The sequence below is a fragment of the Pseudomonas orientalis genome (assembly GCF_001439815.1).
Classification (GTDB): Bacteria; Pseudomonadota; Gammaproteobacteria; order Pseudomonadales; family Pseudomonadaceae; genus Aquipseudomonas; species Aquipseudomonas orientalis.
This window is the reverse complement of the sequence record NZ_JYLM01000006.1, coordinates 333,444-356,183: the sequence shown is the minus strand read 5'-3', so window position 1 is coordinate 356,183 and position 22,740 is coordinate 333,444. Positions and strand designations below refer to the sequence as shown.

The 22,740-nt window shown below is 54.9% G+C and carries 17 protein-coding genes; 9 read left to right on the top strand and 8 right to left on the bottom strand.

Going from position 1 to position 22,740, the window contains the following annotated elements; translation table 11 throughout:
• Nucleotides 1-244: 244 nt before the first annotated feature.
• From ntrC to TU82_RS17215, 4 genes are all read right to left on the bottom strand, one after another.
• On the bottom strand, nucleotides 245-1,681 hold the full coding sequence (gene ntrC / locus TU82_RS17230) for a nitrogen regulation protein NR(I) (RefSeq protein WP_057724493.1): 1,437 nt from the start codon (nucleotides 1,679-1,681) through the stop codon (nucleotides 245-247).
• The gene (gene glnL / locus TU82_RS17225; RefSeq protein ID WP_057724492.1) at nucleotides 1,678-2,763 is read right to left on the bottom strand and encodes a nitrogen regulation protein NR(II); all 1,086 of its coding nucleotides are present in this window, start codon (nucleotides 2,761-2,763) and stop codon (nucleotides 1,678-1,680) included. Before glnL ends, ntrC begins: the two co-directional genes overlap by 4 nt.
• 293 nt (nucleotides 2,764-3,056) lie before the next feature.
• Complete coding sequence (locus TU82_RS17220; RefSeq protein ID WP_057724491.1) at nucleotides 3,057-3,482, bottom strand: cupin domain-containing protein; 426 nt, start codon at nucleotides 3,480-3,482, stop codon at nucleotides 3,057-3,059.
• A 77-nt stretch (nucleotides 3,483-3,559) separates the two neighbouring features.
• Nucleotides 3,560-4,096 carry a chorismate mutase gene (locus TU82_RS17215; protein ID WP_057724490.1) on the bottom strand — a complete coding sequence of 179 codons (537 nt, stop codon included), beginning with the start codon at nucleotides 4,094-4,096 and terminating at the stop codon, nucleotides 3,560-3,562.
• A 425-nt stretch (nucleotides 4,097-4,521) separates the two neighbouring features.
• On the opposite strand from TU82_RS17215, the gene TU82_RS17210 reads away from it, so the two are divergent.
• The 4 genes from TU82_RS17210 (at nucleotide 4,522) to gmtX (ending at nucleotide 9,666) form a co-directional block, all read left to right on the top strand.
• Nucleotides 4,522-4,758, top strand: a complete 237-nt coding sequence (locus TU82_RS17210) for a DUF6124 family protein (RefSeq protein WP_057724489.1) — start codon at nucleotides 4,522-4,524, stop codon at nucleotides 4,756-4,758.
• Between the two features lie 170 nt (nucleotides 4,759-4,928).
• Nucleotides 4,929-6,395, top strand: a complete 1,467-nt coding sequence (gene gmtY, locus TU82_RS17205; protein ID WP_057724488.1) for a gamma-mobile-trio recombinase GmtY — start codon at nucleotides 4,929-4,931, stop codon at nucleotides 6,393-6,395.
• A gap of 2 nt (nucleotides 6,396-6,397) precedes the next feature.
• Nucleotides 6,398-9,007 carry a gamma-mobile-trio integrase GmtZ gene (gene gmtZ / locus TU82_RS17200; protein ID WP_072024065.1) on the top strand — a complete coding sequence of 870 codons (2,610 nt, stop codon included), beginning with the start codon at nucleotides 6,398-6,400 and terminating at the stop codon, nucleotides 9,005-9,007.
• The gene (gene gmtX / locus TU82_RS17195) at nucleotides 9,004-9,666 is read left to right on the top strand and encodes a gamma-mobile-trio protein GmtX (protein ID WP_057724487.1); all 663 of its coding nucleotides are present in this window, start codon (nucleotides 9,004-9,006) and stop codon (nucleotides 9,664-9,666) included. Before gmtZ ends, gmtX begins: the two co-directional genes overlap by 4 nt.
• Before the next feature lie 583 nt (nucleotides 9,667-10,249).
• On the opposite strand, the gene TU82_RS17190 is transcribed toward gmtX, so the two are convergent.
• The 4 genes from TU82_RS17190 to TU82_RS17175 all read right to left on the bottom strand — a co-directional run bounded on the left by TU82_RS17190 (nucleotide 10,250) and on the right by TU82_RS17175 (nucleotide 14,937).
• Nucleotides 10,250-12,505: a KAP family P-loop NTPase fold protein gene (locus TU82_RS17190; protein WP_057724486.1), complete on the bottom strand. Its 2,256-nt coding sequence runs from the start codon at nucleotides 12,503-12,505 to the stop codon at nucleotides 10,250-10,252.
• Between the two features lie 280 nt (nucleotides 12,506-12,785).
• On the bottom strand, nucleotides 12,786-13,016 hold the full coding sequence (locus tag TU82_RS17185) for a hypothetical protein (RefSeq protein WP_057724485.1): 231 nt from the start codon (nucleotides 13,014-13,016) through the stop codon (nucleotides 12,786-12,788).
• A gap of 505 nt (nucleotides 13,017-13,521) precedes the next feature.
• Nucleotides 13,522-13,734 (bottom strand): hypothetical protein, encoded by a 213-nt coding sequence (locus tag TU82_RS17180; protein ID WP_057724484.1) that lies wholly within the window; start codon nucleotides 13,732-13,734, stop codon nucleotides 13,522-13,524.
• Between the two features lie 300 nt (nucleotides 13,735-14,034).
• The gene (locus TU82_RS17175; RefSeq protein WP_057724483.1) at nucleotides 14,035-14,937 is read right to left on the bottom strand and encodes a hypothetical protein; all 903 of its coding nucleotides are present in this window, start codon (nucleotides 14,935-14,937) and stop codon (nucleotides 14,035-14,037) included.
• Nucleotides 14,938-15,815: 878 nt separating this feature from the next.
• On the opposite strand from TU82_RS17175, the gene TU82_RS17170 reads away from it, so the two are divergent.
• The 5 genes from TU82_RS17170 (at nucleotide 15,816) to TU82_RS17150 (ending at nucleotide 22,711) form a co-directional block, all read left to right on the top strand.
• On the top strand, nucleotides 15,816-16,628 hold the full coding sequence (locus TU82_RS17170; protein ID WP_057724482.1) for a hypothetical protein: 813 nt from the start codon (nucleotides 15,816-15,818) through the stop codon (nucleotides 16,626-16,628).
• A 283-nt stretch (nucleotides 16,629-16,911) separates the two neighbouring features.
• Nucleotides 16,912-18,639, top strand: coding sequence for an ATP-dependent nuclease (locus tag TU82_RS17165; protein ID WP_057724481.1), 1,728 nt, complete (start codon nucleotides 16,912-16,914; stop codon nucleotides 18,637-18,639).
• Nucleotides 18,629-20,047 carry a UvrD-helicase domain-containing protein gene (locus tag TU82_RS17160; protein ID WP_057724480.1) on the top strand — a complete coding sequence of 473 codons (1,419 nt, stop codon included), beginning with the start codon at nucleotides 18,629-18,631 and terminating at the stop codon, nucleotides 20,045-20,047. The genes TU82_RS17165 and TU82_RS17160 overlap by 11 nt, the downstream gene beginning before the upstream one ends.
• Before the next feature lie 79 nt (nucleotides 20,048-20,126).
• Nucleotides 20,127-21,386, top strand: coding sequence for a phosphoribosyltransferase-like protein (locus TU82_RS17155; protein WP_057724479.1), 1,260 nt, complete (start codon nucleotides 20,127-20,129; stop codon nucleotides 21,384-21,386).
• A 161-nt stretch (nucleotides 21,387-21,547) separates the two neighbouring features.
• Nucleotides 21,548-22,711 (top strand): reverse transcriptase family protein, encoded by a 1,164-nt coding sequence (locus TU82_RS17150; protein ID WP_057724478.1) that lies wholly within the window; start codon nucleotides 21,548-21,550, stop codon nucleotides 22,709-22,711.
• Nucleotides 22,712-22,740 lie beyond the last annotated feature (29 nt).

Genomic DNA, 22,740 nt, shown 5'->3' with positions numbered 1-22,740 from the left:
TCGGTGGTTTCAACTTTTGAAAATTCTTCAGCGAAAACGATCTTTCAAGTACCGACCCCGTGCCCAATGCCGGTTCATGGTGCATTGAAGCAGTGCACAACCCCCAAACCTTGTGAAGATCCAAATGTGGGAGGGGGCTTGCCCCCGATAGCGGTGTATCAGCCAGCCTATCTGTAGCTGACCCACCGCAATCGGGGGCAAGCCCCCTCCCACATTGGTTCTTCAGTGAATCAGAAAGCGGTGATCAGGCGTCGTCATTGTCGTCGTCATCCCCGCCATCCACCTTCATCCCCAGCTCCTTGATCTTGCGCGTCAGGGTATTGCGGCCCCAACCCAGCAGCACGGCGGCATCGCGACGGCGGCCGGCGGTGTGCTTGAGCGCGGTCTCGATCATGATTCGCTCGAACGCCGGCACGGCGCTGTCGAGCAGGTTCGACTGGCCACGTGCCAGGGCCTGGTCAGCCCATTGGCGCAGCGCCTGTTCCCAGTTGGTCACCGGCGCCGAGTCCTGCGGCAGGCTCAGCAGCTCCGGCGGCAGGTCGCTGATATGCACTTCGCGCCCGGACGCCATCACCGTGATCCAGCGGCAGGTGTTCTCCAGCTGACGCACGTTGCCCGGCCATGGCAGGTTCTTCAGGTATTCCTCGGTCTCGCTCTTGAGCAGCTTGGGCTCCACGGCCAGTTCCAAAGCGGCGCGGCTGAGGAAGTGGCGGGCGAGGGTGGGGATGTCTTCGCGGCGGTCCGACATGCGCGGGATGTGGATGCGGATCACGTTGAGGCGGTGGAACAAGTCCTCACGGAATTTACCGGCGTGCACCAGGGTTTCCAGGTTCTGGTGCGTGGCCGCGATGATGCGTACGTCAACCTTGACCGGCGTGTGCCCGCCCACCCGATAGAACTCGCCGTCAGCCAGCACCCGCAGTAAGCGGGTCTGGGTATCGGCCGGCATGTCGCCGATTTCATCGAGGAACAGGGTGCCGCCGTCGGCCTGTTCAAAGCGCCCGCGACGCAGGTTGGCCGCGCCGGTGAACGCGCCTTTTTCATGACCGAACAGCTCGGACTCCATCAAGTCCTTGGGAATAGCCGCCATGTTCAGCGCAATGAACGGCGAGGCCGCCCGAGGGCTGTGACGGTGCAGGGCGTGGGCCACCAGCTCTTTACCGGTCCCTGACTCGCCGTTGATCAGCACGGTAATGTTGGAGTGGCTCAAGCGTCCGATGGCGCGAAACACTTCCTGCATCGCCGGCGCTTCACCGATGATTTCCGGGGTGCGGGTCAGGGCCGGCGGCGCTTCCTGGTTCTGTTGCTCCTGGGCGTGCTGGTTGGCGCGCTTGACCAGCGCCACGGCCTCATCCACGTCGAACGGCTTGGGCAGGTACTCAAAGGCGCCGCCCTGGTAGGACGCGACAGCGCTGTCCAGGTCCGAGTGCGCCGTCATGATGATCACTGGCAGGCGCGGGTGCTGTTCGCGAATGCGCGCCAGCAGGTCCAGGCCGCTGGCGCCGGGCATGCGGATATCGGAGATGATCACGTCCGGCTGCTGGCGCGCCAGGCGGCTCATCACGCCGTCGGCGCTGTCGAAGCTCTGGGTGGTCATGCCTTCCTGTTGCAAGGCTTTCTCCAGGACCCAGCGGATAGAACGGTCGTCATCGACGATCCAGACAGTTTCACTACGGCTCATGTCGTGGGGGCTCCTTGTTCCAATGGCAGGAAGATCGAGAACGTGGTGTGGCCGGGATGGCTCTCACATTCGATCAGGCCCTGGTGCTGGCTGATGATGTTCTGGGTAATGGCCAGGCCCAGCCCGGTACCGTCCGGGCGACCGCTGACCATGGGGAAGAAGATGGTTTCCTGCAGTTCGGCCGGGATGCCCGGGCCGTTGTCGATGATCTCGACCTTGGTCACCAGGCGATGGCGTACATGGCCGATGGTGAACTGGCGCAGGGCGCGGGTACGCAGGCTGATGCGGCCCAGGCGCAACTCGTTCTGGCTGCTGATGGCCTGCATGGCGTTGCGCACGATATTGAGCACCGCCTGGATCATCTGCTCGCGGTCGATCAACACGTCGGGAATGCTCGGGTCGTAGTCGCGCACCAGGGTGATGCAGCCCTGGCTTTCGGCGTCGACCAGTTGGCAGACGCGCTCCAGCACTTCGTGAACGTTGGTCATGGCCAGGGACGGCAGCTTGTTGGAGCCGAGCATGCGGTCCACCAGGTTACGCAGGCGGTCGGCTTCTTCGATGATGACGTTGGTGTAGTCCTTGAGATGCTCCTCTGGCAGCTCGCGGGCGAGCAACTGCGCTGCGCCACGTATGCCGCCCAGGGGGTTCTTGATCTCATGGGCCAGCCCGCGCACCAGCATCTTGCTGGTTTCCTGCTTGGACAGCTGCGCTTCTTCCTTGGTGATGCGCAGCAGGCGGTCGCGCGGGTGCACTTCGAGCAGCAGCAGGGTGGCGCCATTGCTCAGGATCGGCGTCACCGCGTAGTCGACGGTCAGCGTCTGGCCGGTCAGGGCGGTGAGCATCGCTTCGCGCTTGGTGAACGGGTGCGCCTGCTCCACGGCCTGGCGCAATGAGCTCAAGGCTTCGGCCGACTCGGTGAACAGCTCGCTGATGAACTGCCCATGGCTGCGCTGGCCGCTGATGGCCAGGAGCATCTCCGCCGCCGGGTTCATGTACTCAAGGCGCAGGTCGGCATTGAGCAGGATGGTCGCGGTGGTCAGGTTGTCGAGTAACAAACGGTGCAGTGCATCGCTGATGGTCATCGGGACCTCTTTTGGAGCAAGGCGCAGGCTTGAGGCACACGCTGATACAAGGAAAATGCAAAAACCAAACCAAGGCTCCGAAAAGAAGCGTTAAAGCCCTGAAATAAGGGGTTTAGGCGCGAAACTGTGGCGTTCTGCCAGCTTGTTTGGCAAAAATCGAACCAAAATGGGCTGGGCAGCTGGCGAGGGTGCAGTCTTGCGCACCAATATAGTGCAGTTTTATGAAGGTTGTTCAGGAAGTGTGGCGGATCGTTTCCAGTGCGAGGGGAAGACGATCCGGTGCAGGAGATGTATCAGTGTTGTTCGGAAAGCGGCATGTCCGGACGCCCCGCATAAAAAACCAGGAGTTCGACTGGCTTGTCCCCGGTGGTACCGCGATGTGGGATGCCAACCATCTCCGCCAGGGTCTGCCCTTGCCGCAGGGTGCGCGTCATGCCGCCCTTGCGTGTTTCAACGGTCAGCTCTCCCGAAACGATGTAGGCAGCGTTCGGCATTGGGTGGGTGTGCCACGGCAACTGCGTATGCGCAGGAATCTTGAGCCGTATCAGCGTCAGTTGCGGCGGGCCGGAGGGGTAGGCTTTGTAGGGGGTGCCATCCCACGACTCGCTGCTTTCAAGCAAAACTTCTTTTTCGATGTGTGTTGCGTTCATCGGCTGAGTGCCGCAGCCGAGCAACGACAAGCCCACGGCTGTTGCAAGCAAGCACCTGAGGGTATCCATAGTTCAATCCTGTTCGGTCAGTGAGCGATCAGGCTATGGCTACCCCTGTGGGAGAGGATGCCGGACGGGGCCTTAAATCATGTAGGCCGAATGCACAGCTCGGCAGTGGCGCGGATCATCGCCAGTTGGCGCAGCGGGTCATTGAGTGGCTCATGCACCGCCTCGGCGAGCCACTGCGGACACTGCGGGTCGGTGCGCTGTGGGGTGAAGTCGGCCAGCTGCTGCAACAGGCGCTTTTGCAGTTCATCCAGCTGCGGGCGAATCTGCTTGACCAGATCCGGGCGTGGGTCGTCCGGTGCCTTGCCCTGGAACTGCCAGTCGGACAAGTGGGTGTATTGCACCAGTTTGTTCGCCTCGATCTGCGCCGAAAAAAACTGCTCGGCGGCGGAGGGGTCCAGCTTGTAGCTCTGGGCTTGGGCGACAACGCTGGCGATCACTTCCTGCTCGCGTTTTTTGTCTTCTACGGGCTTTTTGCTGTCCCATTTGCTCAGGGCGACCTGGTCGGCAATCTCCAGGCGTTCGGCGATGCTGTTAAGCAACGGCTCAAGCGTGGGCGGCGCGGCGCTGGCACTGGCGCTGACAAATAACAGAGCGAACACAAATCGACGTTTCAATGGAGATATCCTTGTAGGAGCGAGCTTGCTCGCGAAGGTCGCTAACGATAACGCGTAAATGTTGAAGAAATGTGGTGTCCTGGCGTTTTTCGCGAGCAAGCTCGCTCCTACAGTGGCTGCGTAGGGCGTCAGGCGCAGGCTACCTTACCTTGCGCGGTTGCCTACAGTTGCGCCAGAATCCGCCGGCTTGTACGGCTGGCTTGTCGTCTCTAAGGTTGCTCGGTCGCTGCTCATCAGCGATCAGGTTTAGTAGCCTGAGGGTCAAGTTAAGCGCGTACCGTGCCGTTCTTTATGGCGGCTGTGTGCAGGGCATCTTCGGATGCGCCGGTTTTTGCTTAACTTCCCCGGTCTACTAACCTGCGCACAGCTGCCACCTAATCGTTTAGTAGCGAGTCGATGGCAGCCTCATTCGAGGAAGTTAAGACATGTTCAAGCCAACCCCAAATCCACCGCCCTGCGTCTTCACCATCGCCGCCGATATCGACGACGAAGCCCTGATGATCAACAGCTTCGAAACCTTCTCTTCGGTCAGCACCTTGTTGCTGGACCTGTCCGAAGACCTGGACGGCAAGCACCGCGATGTCGCGCTGGCCATTCACCAATTGAGCGCCATGGGCACGCTGATGGTCAGCCGCATGCTCGATCGCCAAGCAGCCACCTGACAATACCCAGGCAAAAAAAGACCTCCCGAAGTTCTTTGCAGCTCGTAATGTCGTACTAGATCTACTATAGCCCTCGCTCAGAGGGCTATTTTTTTGCTCTTAAAGCAGGATTCTTGACAGCTTTAAATCTACTATTTATACCAAATGAACGATGCGTTGAGGATCGTCACATGCCGGTAGTGGATGCGTATGCAAAGGTCGTGGTCGATGACTCAGGACTTCATAGCGAAATTCCTGTCCTTCTAACCGATAAAGGGGTGGTCCTTCCCCTGCTCGATTGTTTGCTGAACAAGCAGACCGATCACAGCGTGTCGTGGCAGCGTAATGTGGTCAGTGCGGCGAAGCTTTTGCTTCAGTACATTGAAGCCAACCAGCTTGCCTTTTCAGATCCCGCCACGCTGTTTCAGTCATTCGCAGCCCGTCTATTTACTGGCACCGTTGGTGATGACGGCCAAGATCCATCCAACCTTTACTGGCTACCTGCCAGCATCAAGATGGCCAATAGGCATCTCAATGCACTCAAGGTACTGACCGACTACCTTGCCGATCACCAGGGCGTTCAGCATATGAACCCCTTAGTATCAGCCAGCAGCTATGACCAGTGCCTGAACTATGCCGCTTGGTTTCGACGTAATCAGAACGATTTTCTTGGTCACATCAAGGACAAGACGGTCAACGAAACCGTCCGACAGGCGCGCAATATTAAGGGACGGCGGGCGTTGAGCAGGACCGAAGATGACGCGATTGCCTTTCCCGAGAGATTACTTGAACGATTCTTTCTAGAGGGAGTGGGCAGCGCAAAGGATAGGCGTTGTGCCGTTCGTGATCAGCTTATTACTCTCATGATGCACGGCGCAGGCTTACGCGAAAGCGAGCCTTTGCATTTGTGGATACATGACGTGCTGATCGACCCGCATGAACCGGACAGAGCCCTCGTCCGTCTCTACCACCCCGAAGAGGGCAAAGCACCAGATGCCTGGAAAAGTAGGACGGGAAAAACCAATCGCTCTGCCTACCTTCGAGAAACCTATGCTCTTGCACCGCGCAATAAGCTCAGAGGCACCAAAAATGTGGGCTGGAAAGTGCGACTGCATGATCACCGTGACGGCTACATCCAGTTGCACTGGTTTCCAACTGACTTTGGCCACCTGTTCCTGAAGCTGTGGGGAGAACATCTGCATTACCTCGCCAGCATCGAGCGTCATCACCCCTACGCATTCGTTTCCTATGAGAAAAACTCTCTGGGCCAGCCGTATACCTTAAATGCTTTCAATAAAAACTACGCCGCTGCGATGGCCCGGATTGGGCTGAGCACTGCCAAGACCGACGGCCGTTCTCCTCACGGCCACCGCCACGCCTATGGCCGCCGACTTACCCGAGCAGGTATTGATCCGGTGTTGCGAAAGAAAGCGCTGCATCATTCCTCGCTTGAGTCCCAAGCCGTTTATACGGCCCTTGGTATAGCGGATGTCAGCCAAGCACTGGCACGGGCGAGCAAGCGCTTGGAGGAGCATACAGAAAATGGTCGCCGTGATTCGCGTTTCAGTCACTGGGACGAGCTAACGATGACCGGGTTTGAAGACATCGACTCAGGCGGCCTGCTTTCAGGGCCATACGCCAAACTCAGGAAGAATTGAAAATGGGTGAAAAAAGACCCAAATCCAATGGTCGCAGCCGTGATCTGACCCTTGCCTGGCTAACGCGGGATCATGGCCAGCAATGGGAAGAATGGCGCGTACTGATGGCCGGTTGGATAGCTATTCAGAATCAAGGCACGGCACTCAAATTGGGCTCGATGACTTTCCTCGCAATGCATTACCTACCCAAATTGCCTAATGGCCACCAGCCTACTTTTTTATTTCATGCCGCAAAGCATGGGGCGCTACCCGATCTTGCAGGCTTGCTTTCTAATCGCCCTACCGAAGTCGTCCGTATGCAGAATTACATTGCTCACTTCATTGATTGGGTAATAGCTCATCAATTCTCTGAACCGAATGACCAAGGACGAATGATGCCTTTGGTGGACAACCCCTTCGAAAAAGTTAGCAAGAAAGGCTCAATCACCACAGAGTCGGTGCATAACCCGCTGCCTTACGCTTATATAAAGGAGTTGCGCGAAATACTCTGTCCTCGCCCCTTTGGCAATTTCAGCGACTGGACGTGGGCGAGACAGGTTAAGGCTCAGCAGTTTCCTAATAGGCGAACAACTGGAAGATCGGGAGATTGGTTTGAAGTCGATCCCTCCATGATCGATTCTGACGATCCCGACTGCGTTTGGCGAATCAGAACAGCCATTACTAAAGACCACAAAGAGGCAAAGAGATACGAGCTCTGGTCACCTGTCCGTGCAATGGCGCTGTTAGTGAAACTGCATCTTCCGTTACGAACCTATCAAGTTCGCTTTCTCGATTCAGGCGAAGCAGATACTTGGCGCTACGAAAAAGGCAATTGGGTGATTAATCAGCGGCACTCATTCAAGAATGGTAATGAGAAGAACCCGTGGAATCGTGGAGCATTCTGCCGCATCTACAGCCCCGATATTGGTGAGATCATGACAGGGTTGTATATCAACACTAACAAAACGGCTGACCAAAATAAGGCCGAGCGCGAACGGGGCTATACCATTCCCTGGCAGCATTCAGAAGTACTTCACTGGCTGGAAAAACTTCGGAATTGGCAGGAAAAATACAATTCGATTAGCCAGCCAATGCCTTGCACGGCGCTGGAGCCCAAGCATTTCGGAAGTATCAAATCAGAACAGCAAAAGCGTGACATGGGCGCCGTTTGCTTTCTATTCCGTGATGCTAAAGCCAAAGGTCAAGATCGCCTCAGACCTATTCCGGCAGTTAATCTAGACTTTGTTTGGTATCAGTTGCTTAATACTTTGGAAAATCGGGTGGCGGCACGCGGACAGAAACTCAGCGACGGCTCCCGGTTGCGGTTCGTGAAGGATTATGGAGGGGACTATGTTTATAAAAAGACAGCCACCGAATTCTCCCTGCATAGCCTACGAGTATCCCTTCTAACTTGTTTCGCAATGGAAGGCCAAGTGCCAATGCCAGCGCTGTCCAAGCTCATCGCTGGGCATTCACGACTGCTGATGACGCTCTACTATACTAAACCGACGCCGGCCATGATGACCCAGGCACTGCACGCGGCAACTATGAAAGTAGAAGCCGCACAGACCGATAGCTTGAAAGTTTTTCTTCGCGATGCGGACATGCGTCATATCAAGGGCAGGATAGCCTACCGGGACGAGGCATCCCTGCAAGCAGCATTGGCAAACCGCAATCCAGTCGGATGGGAACACCGCCATGTTGGCATTTGTTTGGTAGGAGGCAACAGCGCGAAGTCCGACGAATTGGGAAGCGTTGGCGGGTGCTGGAATGGTGGCGAATTAATGTATGCGAGGGGAAATGCTGGAGATGCATATGGTCCCGTCCCTAATGGCCCAGAAAATTGCACTCGCTGTCGTTGGCTCGCCACCGACGCGCGCTACCTAGATGCTTTGCGGGCGCAGTTCAATAACCAGAGCTACAAAGCATCCTTGGCTGCCAACCTAGCTGTAGAACATGAGCAGGTACGAGATCTCTTACTCGATGATCGCTACTTGGCTACGGAGCAAGCGCGCCCCTTCCTTCAGCAGCACGAGTTGCAGGAGGCAGAGCGTCGCTACGAGAAACAGATTGTCCTCGCCGATCAGTATGCCAAAGACATGATCGCCACCTTTCAGTTAATTGCTCGCGTAGTCGCCATTGAGGAAGGCCGTGCGCAAGATGACAACGCAACAAAGCTGGTGGCTGTAGGCAGCATGCAGGACATTCTTCAGCCCATCAGCCTCATCGAAGCCCGTTCGGAGTTGCTGCAACTGGCCCAAATCTGTGAAGACGCCGAACTCTACCCTGATCTGGCCGATGAGCTGCGCAAAACCCCTGCCATCGAAAAGCGGTCGCGGGCACTCAACAATCTGCTTATGAGCAATGGCTATGCCCCGCTTTTTATGCAGATGGATGAGCGTATGCAACTTATCGCCGGCAACGCCATGATGCGGGCCATGGCAGTCCAGGCATCACCCACCGACCAACTGGAAGGCTTTAGCTACATCACTGGAGTGTTGGAGACCGGGCAGCATCTGAACCTACTTCCTGATGGCATCGAGGCCTTGGAAGATATCTACCAAGGACCCGTTGTTAAGCTGTCCGAGTTGATCACCATTCCAGCGAAGAGAATTCAGGGGTTCAAGTCATGATTGACCCTCAGACGATTTATGAAGACCTCAAGTCGCTAGCGTCAACACGACAGGCGAAGTCGCTGACGGTTCTCAATGACGTGCTGAAATCACAACACGCAGCTGGCAATCGAAATTTTTCGATTGCAGAGATTGCCCGTCTATCAGCCGATCGAGGAGGCCCAAGCGCCCAAACCATTCGCAATAAAACGGGCTTGGTATTCCGGCAACTCATAGAGGCTTGGGCTGCGCTGGCCGGCGCGTCAATGAAAGCTCCTATTAACCCTCTGGCGAAAGCCAACCGGGTTCCAAAGGATTACGAGTTGCTGGAACGGCTCCCAGACCCGGCCCTCCGCGCCCTGTTTGGTCAGATCATTGCCGAGCGCAACCGCTATCGCAATGAACTTAATACCCTCAAAGCACACAGCGAGCTGGTTATTGATCGGCGACCTATTCGGCGATTCGAACAGGCCTCTGAGAACGGTGGGGCGCAGCTAGTGCAGGGATTGGATCTCAATGACATGGAGATCGACGCACTGAAGGCCGCCATATCGGATGAATTCTTCCAACACCAAGAATGGGCCGTGAGCGCTGTGGGCCAAGTCAAGGATGTAAATAGGCGCGAGATCTACAAACATGGGTACGTAAATGCCATCAAGAAGATCCTTCATGACGCCTGATGGAATTTCACAGCCCGAGGATGAAGCGAGTGGGCATCGAAAAGACAACGAGGTTGACCAGTACCCGCATCTGGGTAATTGCACTCCAACTGACCACTCATTTGCATTCGACTTAATCAGTCGCTTGCATCGGATTTGACCAGCCTGCTAGGTGGCCCTGACTGGCAGAGGTCGGTCAAAGGCGGTCACCTTCTCAAGCTCTGTCCTGATTGCATTCATAGTCTATTCCGGTATGTCCGGTTCATTGCCCCACATTGCGGAAGCCGCTCGCTGTGCCCTCGCAGATCCGGCCCGATTGGCGGCTGCAAATGGTGAGCTAATGGCTGCACTTTGTGTAGAGCGGTACACCACGCGATCACCAACGATCGAGCCGACGTATCGCCCATCAGTACCGAATACTATGTCCCCCTTGATTCGACCCACTACCTTCCCTGACCGGCTATACACAGTCGTCCCCGAAACCTGGAGCGGCTTGCCATTCTTTGTGTACAGATCCATATCCTTTGCTCCCTTTTCCTCGATCAATCTGCTTCAGTACGCTTGACGGCGCGGGGGCCCCTGCAAATCATTTCAACCTGTCGAGTCAGTCCCAATCGGACGTATCCCCTCGTTGATGCTTTTCCAGTGCATGGCCTACCAGCTCTACAGCCTGTTTGGCCGGCCCATGCAGGGTGTCTTGCTGTACCTGGCTTATCCAGCCTCGACAAGCCTCGATCCCGAGCAGTTCGTCTAGCGTAGAGCTCCGAATGGAGTAATGCTCAGAAACGACATCCCCCGCATACTGCGTGGTTTTAACCACAACGGACCGGGCAAAGAGAATAAAACGCTCAAGGGTAGTGACCTGGCGCTTAGTCCATTGGCTTCCCGCCCCTTCCGCCATGGCGTTCAGCCGATAGGCGAACAACATGAAGTTCCCATGCTGAAGGAAGGCTTCAGGATTTATGTCGGCCTTCTTCAGCAGCTCTGAAACAAACAGCTGCCTGAGCTGCTCGAAGCCCGCATCATCCAGCTCGCAGGGCTCCGACTTGAGTCGAAGCGAGGATTCCCTGCTCAATAGATGCATGAGAATGGTGAACCCCTTGGCTCGTTCGAACGCGCGCAAGAGTAGTTCGCTGCGTATTGCCGGTTCTTGGTGGCGGTCTAAAAATAACTTCAATAAGCGCCACAAATGCGTATCCGGGGACAGTGAGGTGAAGGTCGATTCGCTACTGACTGCGAACTCTCCGGCGTTTAAAAGAGTCTCTATCACCGAGTCCGAATGCTCGATAGGAAAGTCGTCTATGTGAGCTTCCAATCTGCCCAATATCGCTCGCTGCTGAGCCTCGTCCTTATGGCGCAATATGTCGCAAAATTTCTCACTGTCCGTGAGCAGCGACTTCAGCGACTGGAGCTGCGAATTAGACACACCACCAAGCGGAAGTGCCAGCTCGAAGTAGCGATCAAAGGCCTCAGTGCTGCACACTCTGGATTCACGCAGCCATTGAGCATGCGTGGCTCCATCGTAGGTCGTGTTCCTGAAGACCCAATCTAGGGTCGGGAACAGCTTTTGAATGACCTGTTCTACTCCCTCGAGATAGCCCTGAGGTGCGAGCGCCCAGATACCTTCGACCTTCGTTCTGATGCGGTCTTTTTCACCGTGTACTGTTCCTCGCCCCCTGCCGGTCAAAATCAGCTTGTGCCGAGACAATGCTTCGTAGCTGGACGGGGCGAAGGTTCTCAGGCACTCCAGGGCGAACAGGTCCACTCCGTTGATCTCGGCTACGTCGACACCGCGCAACAACCGACAGTGGAAGGCGAGGGTGGAGGTGTAACGGTAGACATCGCGAAGGTTATGGAAAAACTGATTAAGTCCCTTCCGGTATACGCTTCCCCAGTAACCAGCATCGAATTGGGCCGCCAGTTGTGGCTCGCTGGCCAGGATCGCGTTGAGTCGCTCGAACAGCACCGACTCCAGTCGCTCAGAGGACAATACCGGTACGCTAAAGGGTACTTGGATGATCTTTTCGAGGTATTCAGCCCCCTTGAAGCCGGCACGCTCAAGACCTTGTTCGACGATGTCTCGCTGAAACAGCAGCAGGAACACCACGTTTGGGAAGTCCATATTGCCTTTCACCAGTTGAAACAAAGCCTTCATCTGCTCCGCAGACAACCGGTCGATGTCGTCCATCACGATCAGCAACGGATGGTCGCGCCTCGCCAGCAAGGTGCGTACCTCATGGCGGATTTCGCTTAAAGGTAGCTCAGCTTCCTTCGCCGACTTGTCCATACCTTCGGCACGATCCAACAAGAACTCACCGACCTTCTTCAGCGTAGGCGCACCGGCTGCGAGTACGGACAACGTAGTCAGTACAGCCATTGCCGTCTTAACCGTTGGCTCCTCAAGCCATGCACTGAGAGTCGACGTCACAAACGCTGAACCAAGAAAAAGGGGCAGGTACTTGGCGAATCCTTCCATAAGGGCCGCGCCTGCGTTGAGCTTCTGTCCATATTGGCGCAGCACCTTGGCCAGCTTTTTACCTTCTTTGCTCTTGTCCTTGCGCTTGATGGCGAGAGAAACCTCATCAAAAAAGGACGCGCTCAGCTTCTCCTGACCACCCCATTCCCAAGGGTTGAACTCAATGACTTGATGCTCAGGCGTTGCGCTGAAATGCTGGAGTGCCAGATTCTTGATCGAGCTCTTGCCACTGCCCCACGGCCCCATCAAGGCGATCACCAGACTTTCTTTGTTCTTCCAGCTGGCAATAGCCGCTGCCAGATTATTCGCAAATGCAGATCGCCCAAGCAGGTCTTGATCATGTGAATAGATCGGCTTGTCATCGGCGAAGCCCAAATCATTCATAGGTGTTCCTTAGCCAAATCAGTTGTCAGGTGAAGTCGCTGCCACAGCCGCGTTCGGGACGCTCCCGTTAACTTCGTACTTCAACCAATTTCCTTGCATGGCTATCTTTTCTGCTGTTAGTGAAGCTGGTGGTGGCCGGGGTGACTTGTCACCCCGGATGGCATCAGCCAGCAAGCCCATGGGCGCGGTAGTCGCGTAGAGGTAGCCAGTAACGTTGTGCAACGCTTCTAACTCCTGGACATATACATAAACGCTCGATCCCTTCGTTCATTTATTCGTCTTACACCTCGCCGAGCTGATTCCGAACTTCAATATTGAGCTTGGTAGCCAGCCGATCAGCTTCAGTTTCAGATCTTTCGATCAAGGCATTGCGGCCCTTGCTGCCAAGCTTGTGTTCAGTGGTTCTCAATTCAAAATCCGCCTTACGGTAGCTGTTTAGAGCATCCAGCAGGTCCCCATCAAGGTGAACAGTCAATGAGCCAACTTTCGCAGGTGGCGTTTCGTGTGTCATCGGTATAACTCCTGTATGGCGAAATTTAGACGGGCTGATTATCTACTCGGTCATGCCGGACAGCACCGAAAGTCCACGTTACTTTCCGTTGTTCGTGGAGCTGGTGATGGACAGGGTGACTTGTCGCACTGGATGGCAGCAGCCAGCAAGCCCATGAGCGCGGTAGCCGCTTGTCCTATTTCAGTCCAAATAGCCCTTCTTGCGCGCAAGACTGACGGCATGCTTGAAAGCCTCAAGCTGCACCGTCGACCGCGGCTGACGATCTAGCGGCCACTGGTAAAAATTGGCACCACTTCCCCAGCGTGCGATCACTATTGGGGCTGGGAGCGCTTGAGGGTCAAAATAAAGGTCGAATCGCGCCAGAGTGCCAAGAAATGTGCAATCTCCGAGGTGTGCTGCGTGTTGAGGTTGAGGCATATGGATTTTCCGTGGATTCAGTTGTGTTTGCCGAGGCCGGTCAGCTTCATGTCTGGTTGCTGGTTCACCGCCCAGCAAGCCAAGTCGATCAGTCGTCGTCGCCTTCGAGGTCATCTAATCTTCGATGGTATTCCTCATGCTCAGCCCACTTGTGCTCTTCGAGTTGTATGGCAGCAATTTCGTCATCTGTCTTGCCGTACCAGACGCCACCTTCCGATGTTTTATCGGGATATGTAGGATCGAACTCGGCTTCCCAATCATCGTCACGGGGTGTTCGAGGAACGTTTGCAGTATGTCTCATACGCTTTCCTGTTGGATCTGAGTGCCGAAATTGGCGTATTTCTACGTACTCGGCCCCGGTTGTGCCAGAGCTTGGGGTGCACCGGTTCCGTGCCCCCCTGATTAGGCCATCTTGGTGGTGCAGTCACGTATGTTGCGCTGCAGTTCAATCATTTTCGTAGCCTTGTACTCGGCCATTGAGTGATCGCCAGCCGACACGTAAGCGCTCAGTTGCTTTTACGCACTCAGTTTTTTGACGCGTCCTTCTTCGCACCTAGCCCCACGCTTTGCCGGGCTTGTGGTGAACCTGAGCGACTCTTTCCTATTTGGTCTGCTCAGACGCCTTCAAATCGGCGATGATTTGAGTCAAAGGACCCTCAGGTGCGCCGATGTGGACAAGGTTAGCGATGTTCTCGCTCTTGAAAAAAAGCCGTCCAGCAGCAATCAACTCTTGGGCCTTGATCAGGCTTTGCGGCACCTCCCCTACCCACTTGGCCGTCTTTTGCAGCTCACGCACCTTCCAGTCCTCCACCTCGGCGGTTTTGCAGGCGCTGAGTAGCTGCAGGGGCTCCAGTAGGTTAGTGACAAGCATGTCCTTGAAGCGCGCTCTAATGAAGGGTAGACCTTCCAGGGTGGCAATCACCTCTTCGCGGTAGGGGGCATCGTCCTGTCTACTTGATCGTTTGTTCGTCGTGGCGTAGTGCGCCTCCAAGTCCCTGCCGGTCAAGCGCACACTGCGCATAATTCTGGCACCGTCCTTTTCGGCACGCTGTTTCAACGCGGCGTAGATGCTAGGACCGATTGCCCCCATTAGGCGCTGCTTCATCTCTTGCAGGTCGAGGTAATCAGCTTTTATCTGGGCCAGCGTAGTGACCATTACTGGAAGCTGGTCAATCATGTCCTTGATCGATTTAACCCGCTGACGCCGCGCTACTTCTTTGTCGACAAGCTGACGCTGGCGGGTAAATTTAAGGCCGAAATACTTGCGACCGCAATCGGCACCGATACCGGTCTCAAAACCATCGCTCGTGGTAATAAGGTAGCCTTGGAAATGGAGCTGTCTACACGCTGAGATGCCGCAGTTGACCTTTTCCGAAAACCTGTAGGGCCAAAGCACATCTTTCATGTTTCGCTCCCCTTGCGGGTGAAACTCTAGCCTGGGGCGAAAGTCTTTGCGGGCTAACAAATCCTCATAGCTTTCGATCGTCGGAGTGTTTTCAGTCAACTTACATCTCCTCGATCTGCTGCGACACACGGGAAAAATTCGGTACAACGCGGAGCTCGTATAACCAATGCATAAAGCTCGTCCATCTCATCGGCACTAAGTCTATTGGCTTGGTAAAGTCGAAAAAACGCAGCTTGCTGCCAAGACTCAAATCCCCTAGACCACCCATGTACCGCCTGAATAATCGTCACAAGCCTTCTCCTTGGCGTAGGAACACGCACCAATCTAATACTCGACCCAATAACCAATGTGCCATCATATCTGCTGTGCGACAGTCGTCTATAGGGCAAGCTCAAATGCTCTGCGGATAACGAGCTGTCACATAGATATTTCTTGATCTGCAACCCTTGGCGGCTTGATGGCAGCGCTTGGGCACAGCACGCCTGCGACCTCCAGCAAGGCCAGCTCGGTGACGCGAATACCTGTGGTATGCGTGAGCCACAACAACGCCACATCGCGTTCTGGCAGACGGCCAGTGACGGATGCAACGCGGATCAGGTGTTTGAGTTGTCCAGGAGCTCCGGGGCCTTACTAGTTGTTATATTGGCTTTATTATCCATAAATCAGATACTTACCTAATCTAACTTTTTTGGTTTTTTTATGGGCTGGGTGAATAGGATAAGGGCGATCAGCACCATTTCCATTCCATGATAGTCCCCTATTTCGAGCGCTCGACAGAACCAGCGTTGGCCATAATGACCCGCTTCGGTTTGGGGGTATGCCTCCAAGCCAATGGCACTGGCACTGGCACTGGCACTGGCACTGGCAGCCGGATCATCCCATGATAAGCGCGGCCGCTGAAGAAACACTCCAGACGGTCTATGCTGTGCAAGCCTTTCTCGCCTCAGCCACTTCATATCCCCTAAAAGGAGTTAGCTATGACTGAGCAAGTCTCACAAAGCAAGAAAAGAGCCACAGTTCTTTTTCAGGTGTGGGAGCCCTTTAGACAGTCAGTTATAGAAGAGAACCGCTTCTATCTTGAGCAAGCGAAGGGCAAGTTGCTCTCCCAGTTCAACGACATAGACAAAGAGGCTGACGCAGCGGGAGAGCGGTGGCTTGAAGATCAAGCCCCTCATTTCGATCCAGACAGAGACGATCCGGGAAGCGTCTATGAGAACGCCTACGACCATAGCATCGAGTTTTATCGGCTGTTGAGTGAGATGCGCGATCAAACTCGGCTGAGCATAATCGCCGGAATGTTCCATGAGTGGGATAAGAAGCTACGTAGCTGGCTGGTGAAGGAGATTAGGCGTTGGCACGATGGGGAGGAAGCCCTCAAGAAGGCATGGTCAGCCAACTTCGACGAAATTGCCGAGCTTCTGGATGCAACGGGCCTAGCCAAACAGAACGCAGACTACATGCGAAAACTCAGTACGTATCGCTATGTGATCAATGTCTATAAGCATGGTGATGGCAGCTCTTTCGAAACGCTGAAAACCAACCATCCAGAGTTTTTGAGGAAGTCCCCCATCGACGGAATTCTTCCAGAATTCACGTGGATGGATCACACCGACCTCACTGCAACGGACCAACAGCTAGATGAGCTTTCAGATACGATCGTCGAGTTCTGGAAATCCATACCACACCAGATTAACGACGATACGGTGACTTGGGTACCACAGTGGTTTGTTAAAGCTCAAACCAGAGATAGCGCAAAGAGCCAACCCAAGAAACTTAGTTCCGCCGGTTAACCTAACCTCACTGGGGTATCCCACCGTGCGTATCTGCTATTGACCTATTGTTACCTGTCGCCACCGTCAGAAATGGGCAGATTTTTGCCGATTAGGGTGACAAAGCGAACAGGTCAAATCCGATGCAATTGCTGATTAGGTCGAACGTAGGCGGGTGGCTGTGAAATGCAATTTCGCATGAGTAGCTCGACTCCAGCATCCGCAGTGGCTTGCTAGGTAGCAGAAGGATATGCTCCTGTGAGGTATCGACCGAGTATCGTTCTCAAGGCATGGAGGCGCGTCAATGGCACGGATTCGCAAGCTAGAAATACAGAACTTCCGTTCGATCCAACAACTGAGCTGGTCACCTTCCTCTGGATTCAATTGCTTGATTGGGCCGGGTGACAGCGGAAAGTCTACCATTCTGGATGCAATTGAGCTTTGCCTCGGCACCAGGCGCAGTGCCCCCTTTGGGGACAACGACTTCTACAACCTCAACGTCAATGCGCCGATCACTATCTCGATCACATTGGGCGATCTGCCCGACGACCTGATCAATCTTGATAGCTACGGCGACTTTTTGCGTGGTTTCGATGCTGTATCTGGAGCCATCGAAGACGAGCCACGGTTTGGCATCGAAACCGTTCTGACTCAACGTTTGATCGTGCATAGCGACCTTGAGCCATTATGGGGACTCTTCTCCAGTCGGGCCGAGCAGCAAGGGCTGGAGCGCAACCTTTCTTGGAAAGATCGCTCCCGCGTTGCACCTGCGCGTATTGGTAGCTTCGCGAACACAAATTTGTCGTGGAGTCGCAACTCGATCCTCAATCGGCTCACTGATGAGCGCCCGGCATTAGGGGCGGCGCTCGCAAATGCTGCCAGGGAGGCGCGAAACAACTTCGGTGCTCAAGCGGCTGAGCAGCTTCAACAGCCGCTTCAGATCGTCACGGAAACAGCCAGAAACCTTGGTGTCCCGGTGGGTTTATTCGCACAAGCGCTCCTGGATGCCCACTCCGTGTCCATCGGGGATGGTGCAATTGCACTGCACAACGAGCAAGGGATACCGTTACGCTCCTTAGGCACAGGCTCATCTCGTTTGCTTGTGGCCGGACTTCAACGCCGAGCCGCTGAAGCTGCCTCGATTGCCTTAGTTGATGAGGTGGAATTCGGTCTTGAACCGCACCGCCTGGTTCGCTTTATGGATTCTCTAGGAGGTAAGGAGCCGCAACCACCACTTCAGGTGTTCCTTACTACCCATTCGCCCGTGGCGCTGCGAGAACTTTCGGGTAACCAACTTTTCGTTGTCCGAGCTCAATTTGGATTCCACGAGGTTCGTCAGGCAGGCATTACCGATGATGTCCAGAGCACCCTTCGAGCTGACCCTGAGGCGTTTTTGGCCAAGCGGATCATCGTATGTGAGGGGGCAAGCGAAGTCGGTCTTATGCGAGGTCTCGATCAGTTCTGGGGCTCACAGAGGCTGCCTTCGTTCCTGGCCACTGGAGGCGCATACGTAAACGTGAGCGGAGGAAGCACCGACAACTGTTATCTGCGAGGCAGTGCATTGTTGAGCCTGGGTTACCAAGTTTTCGTGATCGTTGACGCTGACAAACCGCCAACTCCAGCTGTGCGAGATGCCTTCCACTTTGCAGGTGGGCAATCAGCAACATGGGGGCAAGGTCGTGCCTTGGAGGACGAGCTATTCCTTAGTCTGTCCGATTTGGCGATCGACGCCTTGTTGGCCAAAGCGCTCGAAGTCAGGGGGCATGATATCGTGGCAGCGCATATCCGTGAGAAGTCGGAAAATGCACTCTTGCTAGACATGATTCAAGCTTCACGACCGGGATTGCCCTATTCGCCATTGGCCCGAAGCGTTCTCGGAATTGCCTCACGTATCCGAAAGAACGGCTGGTACAAATCTGTCACCACTTACGAATACATTGCCAAGAACATCATCGGTCCCGACTTACCTAACGCGAATCCAGGCTTCCAAGCGATCATCAACAGGGTTAGGGACTGGGTTCATGCCGCCTGAAATCAATATTCGGGCGTTCCAACGGGGCTCAGTCACTGCGCCTGCGGGATGTGGAAAAACGCAGCTCATTTCCGATACCTTAGCGCTGCATACAGGCTCCAAACCTGCGTTGATTTTGACCCACACGAACGCAGGCGTGGCAGCATTACGCGCCAGAATGTCACGAGCGAACATTCCGAATGCATCATATGTAATTGCAACCTTAGATGGCTTCACCATGAAGCTCATCAGTCGGTTTCCGGCGAGAAGCGGGCATGACCCGGCGATTATGCTTTTGGAAAGTCCCAGAAGTGACTATCCCGCTATTAGAGCCTCCGCGATAGCGCTTTTGAGTGGACGCCATCTTGATAGCGTACTGAAGGCCAGCTATGCGTATTTGCTGGTCGATGAATATCAGGATTGCAACGAGGCCCAGCATGTGATCGTTACCTGGTTGGCGCAAGCACTCTGCACTTACGTCTTGGGCGACCCGATGCAAGCGATCTTCAATTTTGGAGGAAACAGGCTTGTCGATTGGGCTGCCGAGGTGGTCGTTCATTTCCCACCTATTGGGGCATTAAGCACCCCTTGGAGATGGCGCCGAGCGGGAGCAGAAGAGTTAGGCAGGTGGCTACTTCAGGCAAGAGGGCTGTTGGAAGCGGGACAGCCTATTGACTTGGGTACGGCGCCCGATGAAGTTGAGTGGGTGCGAATACAGGCAGCTACAGCTGATGCTCAACGACGCACAGCTGCCCTGGTGCGACTTCAGGATGGCGAATCGGCCTTGATAATTGGGGATTCCAGAAACGCTGCTGGCCGCCAGCGACTCACGAGCCAAACTGCTGGAGCCACTACCGTCGAGAGCGTCGATCTTCCAGACCTCATATCTTTCGCCAGAACTTTCGTTCCCACCGTAGAGCAGTCGCTGAATCAGCTTGTTAATTTTGCAGCGAGTGTGATGACGGGCGTTGGCGCGGCCGCGTTTTTACCTAGGATTGAGATCATTCGCAATGGCCGAAATCGCACTGCTCCGACTCCGGCTGAGCACTGCGCGATTACATTCCTCGACACGCTGACACACGGTAGCGCGGCCGAGCTTCTGCAATGCCTATCTAGACAACAGGGGGCGCATGTATACCGACCCGAGTTACTGCGCTGTTGCCTCGCAGCGTTGAGAGTTGCGACGATAGGAGGGCAGTCCCTGTACGCCGCTGCAGCTCAAATTCGCGAAAGAAATCGTATGCTCGGCCGACCACTGTCACGTCGTGCGGTAGGCAGCACATTGTTGCTCAAAGGCTTAGAAGCTGAAATTGCAGTTATCCTGCAACCAGATGAGATGAACGCTACGAACCTCTACGTGGCGATGACCCGTGGGGCAAAGAAGCTTCTCATTTGCTCTCAAACTCCTATCCTTCATCCCCCAAGATAAGTACGAACTTGGAAATGCTGACCAAAGGCACCACATCGGAAAAAAAATGAGGTGGTCTGAACGTTTAGGGAAACAGGCTATGCAGCAGGTTAGTCAGAAGGAAAAAGCCAAGCTCTGGCTCTCACAGTTCGACCAGGGCCCGAATGACCGCGCGCTCGCCGAGAAGCTGCTCAACTCAGTGAACTACTGCCCGTTGAATGAGTTCAAGGACAGCATGGTCAAACTCACGCGCAAGGTATTGCCACTCAAACAACCTTCCGCGCTGTTCATCGAGCGTGAGCTCCAACCCACCAAAGCCAAGCTCCCGCCCCCGCTGTACAAGCAAAAGAAAACCTACAGTAAGCGATCGAAGAAAAAGCACATCAGGGCTTACGGAGCTGCCATCCAAGCGGTCAAGTCAATCAAGTACAAAACTCAGGATATTGGCAGTGAAGCGCTGACTGCCTGGATAGCAAATACCCTGTGCCGTCAGAACGATGTGCGCTTTCTCTTGCAGCCCACCGCTGACAACATTAGAAACTCGAAAGTCAGAAACTTCGTCGTGCTCACAGACTTCATCGGCAGCGGTGATCGGGCCCGGAAAATCTTGGATGCGATGTGGGGCGTGGCCTCCATCAGGAGCTGGTATTCGGGTAACTTCGTCAAGTTCTGGGTATTGGGTTACAGCGGGACGGAGCAAGGCATAATCAATGTCCGCAGCCACAGATTTGCGCCTCAAGTGCATGTGGTCACTGACTGCCCCACCATCTTCAACAGCTTTGATGAAGACAAGGACGACATAATCACCCTGTGTAAGGTGTACGGCGCTCATAGCGATAATCCGCTGGGATATCAAGGCGCAGCAGCACTCCTGGCTTTCGAGCATGGTGCGCCGAACAACATGCCGGCAATCTTCGTGTCTGAGAAGAACCGTGGTGCCAAACGCTGGGCACCTCTGTTCCCCAAGCGAGTAACCGAGTACTACTGGCGATCCACCGACGTCGACGTGGCTCCCGTCATTACCAATGCACTCGAAGCACTGAGACTGCCCGAAATCCAAGGCGCACCGAGTTTTCGGCGTGCAAGCAACACGCTCAAATTAGCCGTGATAACTCTCCTCGCGTTCTCGCAGAAGAAAAGACGAGCAGCGGATCTACGGAGGCTGCTCCCGCTATCACTGGACACGTTGCTGCTTGCGAAAGATCGAGCCGTCAAACGGGACTGGATTACGGTAGAGGGAGCCCTCACGCTAGCGGGCCGAAAACAGATAAGAATGTTGCGACGGCAAGGAGCCAAATTTTTTGTAGCCCCCGACCCCTTCGCTCCGTATCATCCGGAGCAACTGAGGGCTCCGCAGTAGCGGAATCTAGTATCCCGCACGCTGTGCGGGACGTTTAGGGAGCAAACTCTGCTTTCCGTTGGAACGATCTCACGCTGACAGGAGGTTAAGAGCCTTAAAATGACGCTATCGATGTCTGGCTATTTTAAGGCTCTCATCCGCCAGGCGGAATCTAAAGGTAGATGAAACGCTGGAGCCCTCAGCCCTATTTAAAAGCAGGACGTGCCGCAGGCATTCCTGAGGACGTTCTACAGAACGCGGTGAAGATCGCCGCTGAAATGCATGATGATTGTCCCCCTGTCTTCTCGCTCAAGCACCTGGCCAACCTGACAGGCGTTCCTTACCCCTTTCTGCACAGAACCATTGGCAGAACGTACCAGACAGAAGCATACACCGTGTTCAGGCTACAAAAGGCCAACGCGGGCCACAGCCCTGATCGCTTCCGATACATCTGCGCCCCAAGTCCTGAGCTGCTCCGAGCTCAGCGATGGATCAACAAGCACATCCTGTCGAACCTCACGCCTCACCATGCGAGCTATGCCTATGATGAGCGCAACGGCGTTTTGGAAGCGGCTAGCGTGCACTGCCAGGCAACCTGGATGATTAAACTCGACCTCACCAATTTCTTCGAGTCCATCCTGGAACCACAGGTTTTTAAGCTTTTCAGGTCAATTGGGTACCAGCCGCTTGTGGCTTTTGAGTTGTCGAGACTCTGCACTCGCACCCGCGTCAGCGGTAATCCAGACACCAAGTTCTGGCGCGGGGAGCTCTCGGCGAACTTACCATATAAAGATTCCAGGATCGGCCATCTACCTCAAGGTGCTGCAACCTCGCCCAAGATTGCCAACCTAGTCATGCGATCGCTCGACGAACAGCTCTACGACTTCGCCTCAAGAAATGAGCTCATCTACACTCGGTACGCGGACGACCTGATTTTCTCTTCAAGGCAGCCTTTCGATCGAGCCTTAGCCTCCACCCATATTCAGACCGTCAATCAGGTGCTGCTTGCCGCTGGGTACTGGCTAAACCGTGCCAAAACCAAAGTCGTCACCCCTGGGACAAGAAAGGTAGTGCTGGGTTTGCTGGTGGATGGCCCTGTACCGAGACTCACGAAAGCCTACAAGAAGTATGTCAGTGACCACCTCTATTACCTGTCACATCCGAAGATCAGCGCCGAGGCCCATGCAGCGCGCAAAGGGTTCAACTCGCTTCAGGGGCTGATCAACCATGTCAGCGGCAAGATCGCCTACGGCATCAGCATCGAACCGCGGTGGGGGGCTGAGCACGGACAGAAGCTCAAGCAAATTTGCGATAGGTTACTGGTTGATCACGTTCTGTTTCCGTGATGCCGGATAGCGTCGGTTAACCACACTGG